The 5,762-nt window shown below is 53.3% G+C and carries 6 protein-coding genes; 3 read left to right on the top strand and 3 right to left on the bottom strand.

Annotated elements, in window-relative coordinates:
- A partial coding sequence (locus H6G62_RS28485; RefSeq protein ID WP_190500496.1) for a transposase occupies window positions 1–288 on the top strand: 288 nt, incomplete at its 5' end.
- 255 nt (window positions 289–543) lie between these two features.
- Here H6G62_RS28485 and cas6 read toward each other — a convergent pair.
- Window positions 544–1,665 carry a CRISPR-associated endoribonuclease Cas6 gene (cas6, locus tag H6G62_RS25675; RefSeq protein ID WP_190500498.1) on the bottom strand — a complete coding sequence of 374 codons (1,122 nt, stop codon included), beginning with the start codon at window positions 1,663–1,665 and terminating at the stop codon, window positions 544–546.
- Between the two features lie 545 nt (window positions 1,666–2,210).
- Between cas6 and H6G62_RS25680 the strand changes: the two genes are divergently transcribed.
- Window positions 2,211–2,750, top strand: coding sequence for a hypothetical protein (locus tag H6G62_RS25680; RefSeq protein ID WP_190500500.1), 540 nt, complete (start codon window positions 2,211–2,213; stop codon window positions 2,748–2,750).
- The gene (locus H6G62_RS25685) at window positions 2,747–3,391 is read left to right on the top strand and encodes a hypothetical protein (RefSeq protein ID WP_190500502.1); all 645 of its coding nucleotides are present in this window, start codon (window positions 2,747–2,749) and stop codon (window positions 3,389–3,391) included. Before H6G62_RS25680 ends, H6G62_RS25685 begins: the two co-directional genes overlap by 4 nt.
- Before the next feature lie 70 nt (window positions 3,392–3,461).
- On the opposite strand, the gene H6G62_RS25690 is transcribed toward H6G62_RS25685, so the two are convergent.
- Window positions 3,462–5,402 carry a leucine-rich repeat domain-containing protein gene (locus tag H6G62_RS25690; RefSeq protein WP_190500504.1) on the bottom strand — a complete coding sequence of 647 codons (1,941 nt, stop codon included), beginning with the start codon at window positions 5,400–5,402 and terminating at the stop codon, window positions 3,462–3,464.
- Between the two features lie 96 nt (window positions 5,403–5,498).
- Window positions 5,499–5,762 (bottom strand): PDDEXK nuclease domain-containing protein (locus H6G62_RS25695; RefSeq protein ID WP_190500506.1); only part of this gene is annotated, 264 nt, incomplete at its 5' end.

Raw genomic sequence — 5,762 nt, forward strand, 5'->3', positions numbered from 1 at the left:
GCCGGAATCGAATGGCTCTTATCATTCTTAAACTGGACAAGTCATATTCATGAACGCCCTTATCGCAATCGACCGTTGAGTGAAGAACAGAAGGAAAAGAATACAGAGCGCTCTAAAACTCGCAGTCACGTTGAGCATGTCTTTGGTGCGTGGGTCATGCAACTGGGCGGAAAGTTGTTAAGGTCTATCGGCTTAGGTCGCGCTGAAGTCAACTTGGGTCTGAAGAACTTAACCTATAACTTTATGCGCTTCATCTTCTGGGAAACACGAGAGCCTGTTCTGAATTAAACTGTTTTAATCAAGACAATAAGACGACGCTAGTAGATTCATTTTAATCACGACTGACACAGTGCGGTAGAAAGGTTATTTCTGTCTCACTGTGTTCTTTTTTGAGACGGCAATTCCCTGGATACTCAATTAATCGAGGTGCCCAATTAAAAAAGCAGTCAATTCTTTACCCAAAAATAAGTGTTCTCATAATCATTGCGTCCATTTGCATAGGGATCACATCTATTACTGATAAAGTCTTCTATCCAATCCCGATTAGGCTTTCTCTTTTAAGGTTCGCCGCGCCAGCTTGCTGTAGGTTTTCGCTGTTTCGTAGGGGATACCCAGATCGGCGGCGATGGTCTGGAGCGAGTCGCCCAGTTCTCGCCGCGCCAAAATGGTGGCCCAGGTTTCCGCCGAGTCTTGGGCACGGTCACCGCCCGTCCGTTTCTTTTGGTGGATAAAGTAAGTCGTCAGTTCATCAATGCGATTGGCCAGCAAGGTTTGGGCGGTGGGCATCGCTTGGGGGGTGACTTGGCTGAGGTGCCAGCCCAGGCGGGTTTGCCCCAGGCCAAAGGTGGTCTTGTGACCTGTACCGCAGTAGGGCGCATAGTGACCTAGGGTATAAAACAGTTGCTCAAACTCAGGATTCTCAGCCGCCTTGCCCGCCAGTCCATAGGTGACAGCCCCGGTGAAACCCGTTACCGACCCGCGTTTTCCTGCCGCAATCTTTTCGCTGACTAGTTCGTGCCGCTGAAAGACCACATGGTCGTCTACCCAGTCAAGGAAGGCGTCTTGATCCACCGGGCGATTGGCAAACTCATTCCACCGTCGCAGATAGCTGTGAAACACGTTACGTGGCCAGGGCAGCGGCAGGTGGTGCCCCTTGCGCCGAAAGCTGGTGGGGCTCACAAAGGTCAGGCTGAGGCTCTGTCCCGGCTCCACAATGGCCAGTTTGGCATAGGTGGTGGGCGGCTGGGCATGGCTCACCTGCTGAATAGTCAGGGGGGCATTTTTGAGGGCCACGACCTCCGGCAATTGCCTTAGCCACTGGGCCAACCCCTGCACGACGGGTTTGGTTAGGCCAGCCACGTACCACTGATAGGGTTTCCCCGCTTGCAGGCGCAGACTGCGGCTCTGGGTAGAAAATTGGCCGCTCAGTCCCGATAGATTGAAGGCTTTGTCCGTTTCGCCATCGTGCAACTGGGCCGAGAGTGCTGGGTCAAAGGACTGAATCTGCCCCAAAAACCAGGCGTGCAGACCAATGGTGTACTGGGGGTAGAGGTCGTAATTATCGTCGGCCACTAGGTCAAACCGCAGGCTGACCAGTTCAGTTGGGGCGGGCCACAGCGTTTTGGCACTAAGGTTTAGCTCGATGGCTGGAACGGCTCTGGGCATGGGAAGACTAAACTCTTTCAGATCAGTATATTTGAATCCCCGCTGGGGGAGGTTAAAACACAGTTGCTCGCCCCCATGGCCCTGCTTACACCTTATTTATATGTATGGTGACCTGGCAGCCAAACTGGGGCCTTTTGGCGGTCGTAACAGTAGCCCAAAAGTCTGAGATGTTAAGCCAAAAACCTGGTTTCAGCGCTCCCATTTCCGCACCTGGTTCAATCTCACCTGCGATTGGCACATTCCACAGCCAGGGTTGAGCCTAGGCCAGTTTAGTCCAGTCTTAGTCTAGGGATTTTAATAAGTCCTCAAAGCCTTTTCAATCCAATGCTTATCAGTTTTTGAATAGTTGCGTTTAACGCAACTATTCAACTAAAAACAACGAGGTTTCAAGGGTTCTAGCGATTCTCATGATTAGACTCATGCGGTCTTAATTGAGGGTGCTGGCACATCGCCTGGACTTACACTACAAATTACACAACTTAGGGTTAGGATGGGGTTCCGGGTCAACATGGCCCAAACCCTAGACAGAGCCAGGGATTGAGCCGATGCCTCGCAAGCCTGATCCAAAATGTGTCGCCTGCGCCCAGCTTTCGGTGGAGGAAGCCCAAGACCGCCATGGCCCTGGGGGCGACAATTGCTGGATTGCGTCACGCTGCCACCGCCGTCGATCCCACTACCGTCATCGGGGCCAGGTCAATGTGCAGCGGCGAGAGCAATACCGAGCCCAGCAGCATCAGGTCAAGGTGGATGAACTGAAAATTGAGGTGGACTTCCCCCCGGCGGCCTATCTCTACCTGTACCGAGCCAAACGAGCCGATAGTCCTGTCCACGCTGTAGCAGCATCGGTTTGGCAGGGCGACCAACAACTGCTGGCCGTGCGACCCATGCACTGTGCGGGCCTCACCGGGCGGCGGTTGAAGCAATACCTGGTGCAGGTGCTCGATGAAATTCACCAGCGCTATCCCCAGATTCATCAGTTTGAAGCTGAAATTCGCCTAGAGCCTACCGAATGCCCCATTGAGGGGTGTCCATTACGGGTCTCTGACTCGACCGCTGTGCCTGAACTCGTGGTGACGGCAACGTGATGACACCCTCGCCCCTAGAGATGACCCTCGATGCGGCCTTGGTTGACCCAGAGACCACTAGCCTGGGTCGGCTTTGGCAGGCGATTGAACCCGTTTTAGTTGGTCTGGATCTGCATGACCAACTGGCGGTCGGGGGTGCGGTGATTGAACGACTGGCGACTCTGCACCAGGCCAAAGCAGAAGCCCTGTTCGAGCAATGGCAAGCGGTCTATGACCCGGAAGATCCGACGCTGGCCCAGGACTGGCTTAGGGGGCTGGTGCGCTCCAGTCAGCAGCTTGATACCGAGGACATGGTTGCGCTACCGACTCGGCAGCATATCAAGGCTGAGTCGGTTCACGAGGAAGACTCGGTGGTGACCACCGTAGACAAGGCCACCCTGCTGGCGATGGTGGATGAGATGGAGGCCGCCCAGCAGGCTATCGCTGTGGCCTACGATGAATCTGTGGGCGTTTGGGTGGAGCAGATCCGGGCTTGGTTTGAGGTCAACCCAGAAGCCATCGAGGTGCGACGGCTCCAGGCCCAGCTTGACTGGCCCCTGGTGCAGGTGTGGTTGGGGCTGCTGCTGGGGGGCTTCCGGCTAGAACCGGGCGAAGGCGAGTTTTACGCGAGGCCAATTTGGGTCGAGAATGGTAGGCTTTGAGGCTTGTTTGAAATTGCTAAACAAGTGCAGCGTTTTTCGCACCTCAGGTTGAATTTGTGCCCGAACCTTCTCAAAATTGGCAGATTGTAGCAGGGGTGAGGGGGCAAACTGGGTTAGCATCCGCCGCCACTGGGTTATCTCGCAGCGTCACCTCAAAGAGGCGGGTGAGGGTGTTCAGGGATTGGATATCTGTAATTTGGTTTTCGTCTAGGTATAGAACTTCCAAATTCACCAGTGTGGCCAAGGGGCTGACATCGCGCAACTCATTATTCACCAGCGAGAGCCGATAGAGGGCGGTTAAGTCCGACAGGGGATTCAGATCCTGAATTTGATTGAAGGCTAAGGATAGCTCGTTTAAAGTTTGCAAAGATGTTAGGGGGCTGATGTCTGCGATTTGGTTGTCAAAAAGGCTAAGATTTCGCAGATTGGGTAGAGATGCGAGGGGCTGAATATCGCGAATTTGGTTGCTGGCTAGGTCTAAATTATTTAGGGTAGAAAGCGTTGCTAGGGGAGATAGATCTGTAATTTGATTTGCACTCAGATCCAGCTCTGTTAATTCAGAGAACCGAGCAATGGGAGCTAAGTTTGTGATGCCATTGCCTCGCAAGGTAAGGCTGTATAGCTGGGACGATGGCGGCAACTGAGAGAGGTCGGAGAGGTGGGTAAAACTGAGGTCGAGGTCAGAGAGTCGGTCGAGATTTTCGAGGGGACTAAAATCGGCAATCGGATTTCCAGCCAAGTTCAGGGTGATGAGATAGGAGAGTGTGGAAATCGGCTGAATATCCGTGATGCTATTTTGAGAAAGATCGAGCATATCCAGGCTTTCCATTCCTGCTAGGGGAGTGAGATCGCTCACGGCATTGCCCTGTAGGGATAACTCCGATAGGTAGGGAATGTTTTGCAGCGGGCTGAGATCCGTGATGGCATTACTACCCTGAAAGGTTCGTATTTCTATGCCTTGGCGATACCCAAGATCGATCACATTACTGAGAGACAACGTATGCAGCTCTGGCAGAGAGGCCAAGGGAGAAATATCTTGAATGGCGTTGGCATCTAGCCTCAGAAATCGTAAGTTTGGGCGAGTTTTGAGGGGCGTCAGATCTTCAAGGGCATTGGCCTGAAGACTCAAGTTGATCAGCTGGGGCATCCCCGATAAATCGGGGATGGTTGCGATAGCGTTGTCACTCGCCCCAATGGACGACAAACTGGCAATCTGCGTGAGGGGAGTGAGGTCTGTAATCTGGTTGCTGTCTAGCAGTGCATAGGTGAGGGGCAAATTCTGCAAAGGCGACAAGTCTTGGATCTGATTCTCGCGCAAAGAGAGTTCTGCCAGGATGGGCAACCCAGCTAGCGGCGTCAGATCCTGAATTTGGTTGCCCTCAGCATGAAGCGTGTAGAGGCGGGTTAGGCCGCTGAGTGGGGTCAAATCGGTGATGGCATTGTAATCCAGGCCAAGTCCGGCGAGCTGGGTGAGTCCGGCTAGAGGTTGCAGATCTTGAATCTGGTTTTCACTCAAAAACAGACTTTCCAACCCTGTCAAATTCGCCAAAGGCGTGAGGTCTTGGATTTGGTTATGGCTCAGGGTCAGCGATTTCAGATGGGTCATGCCTTGCAGCGGCGACAGATCTGAAATGGCGTTATCACCCACCACGAGGGTGACTAACTGTTGCAGCTTGGTCAGGGGACTGAGATCTTCGATGTCGTTGCCCATCAGGGTCAGTATTTCCAGATGGGTGAGGGTCGCAATGGGCCGAAGGTCACGCACATCGGCATAGCTCACCTCCAGGGATGTGCTCGACAGCAGATTGGTGTAGGCGTCCTGACAGGTTTCGGCCTGAATCCATCCCATCACCGCCTGCACCGTATGGCGCGATGCCGGACTGATCTCTGCTTGATGCTCACACCACTCCAAAAAAGTGGCGTAATGCTCTTCCGCGTGGGCTGAGGTGGGGGACATCGCAAAGGGCATCAGGCTCCCTAACGTCAGACCCAAAACGGCAGATTTCATCATGGGCAGTTGCAATCCTTAGGCGAAAGGGGGCTACCTCGTTATTAACACCCTTAGACTGCCCTGCACTCCAATATTAAGCAAAGTTTAGTAAGTGCCCTAGGATAGGTCTTCATGCTTCGGCGCAGTTTCTATCTCTCTCAATGCAGCATCAATCTCCATTTCCAGTTGCTTGGCGGTGGGGAGACAGCTTTGAAGCGCGGGCGGCAGGTCTTCCCTCAGTTGATAGGTGGCGACGCCAATGGGGTTTTGGACAGTATCCAGGGCAAATTCAGCGGTGGTGCGCTTTTTAGACTTGCACAGAATAATACCAATTGTGGCGTTATCCTGATCGTCGCGCAGCAGGTGGTTGACGGCGCTGAT

The sequence above is a fragment of the Phormidium sp. FACHB-1136 genome (assembly GCF_014697375.1).
GTDB lineage: Bacteria > Cyanobacteriota > Cyanobacteriia > Phormidesmidales > Phormidesmidaceae > Nodosilinea.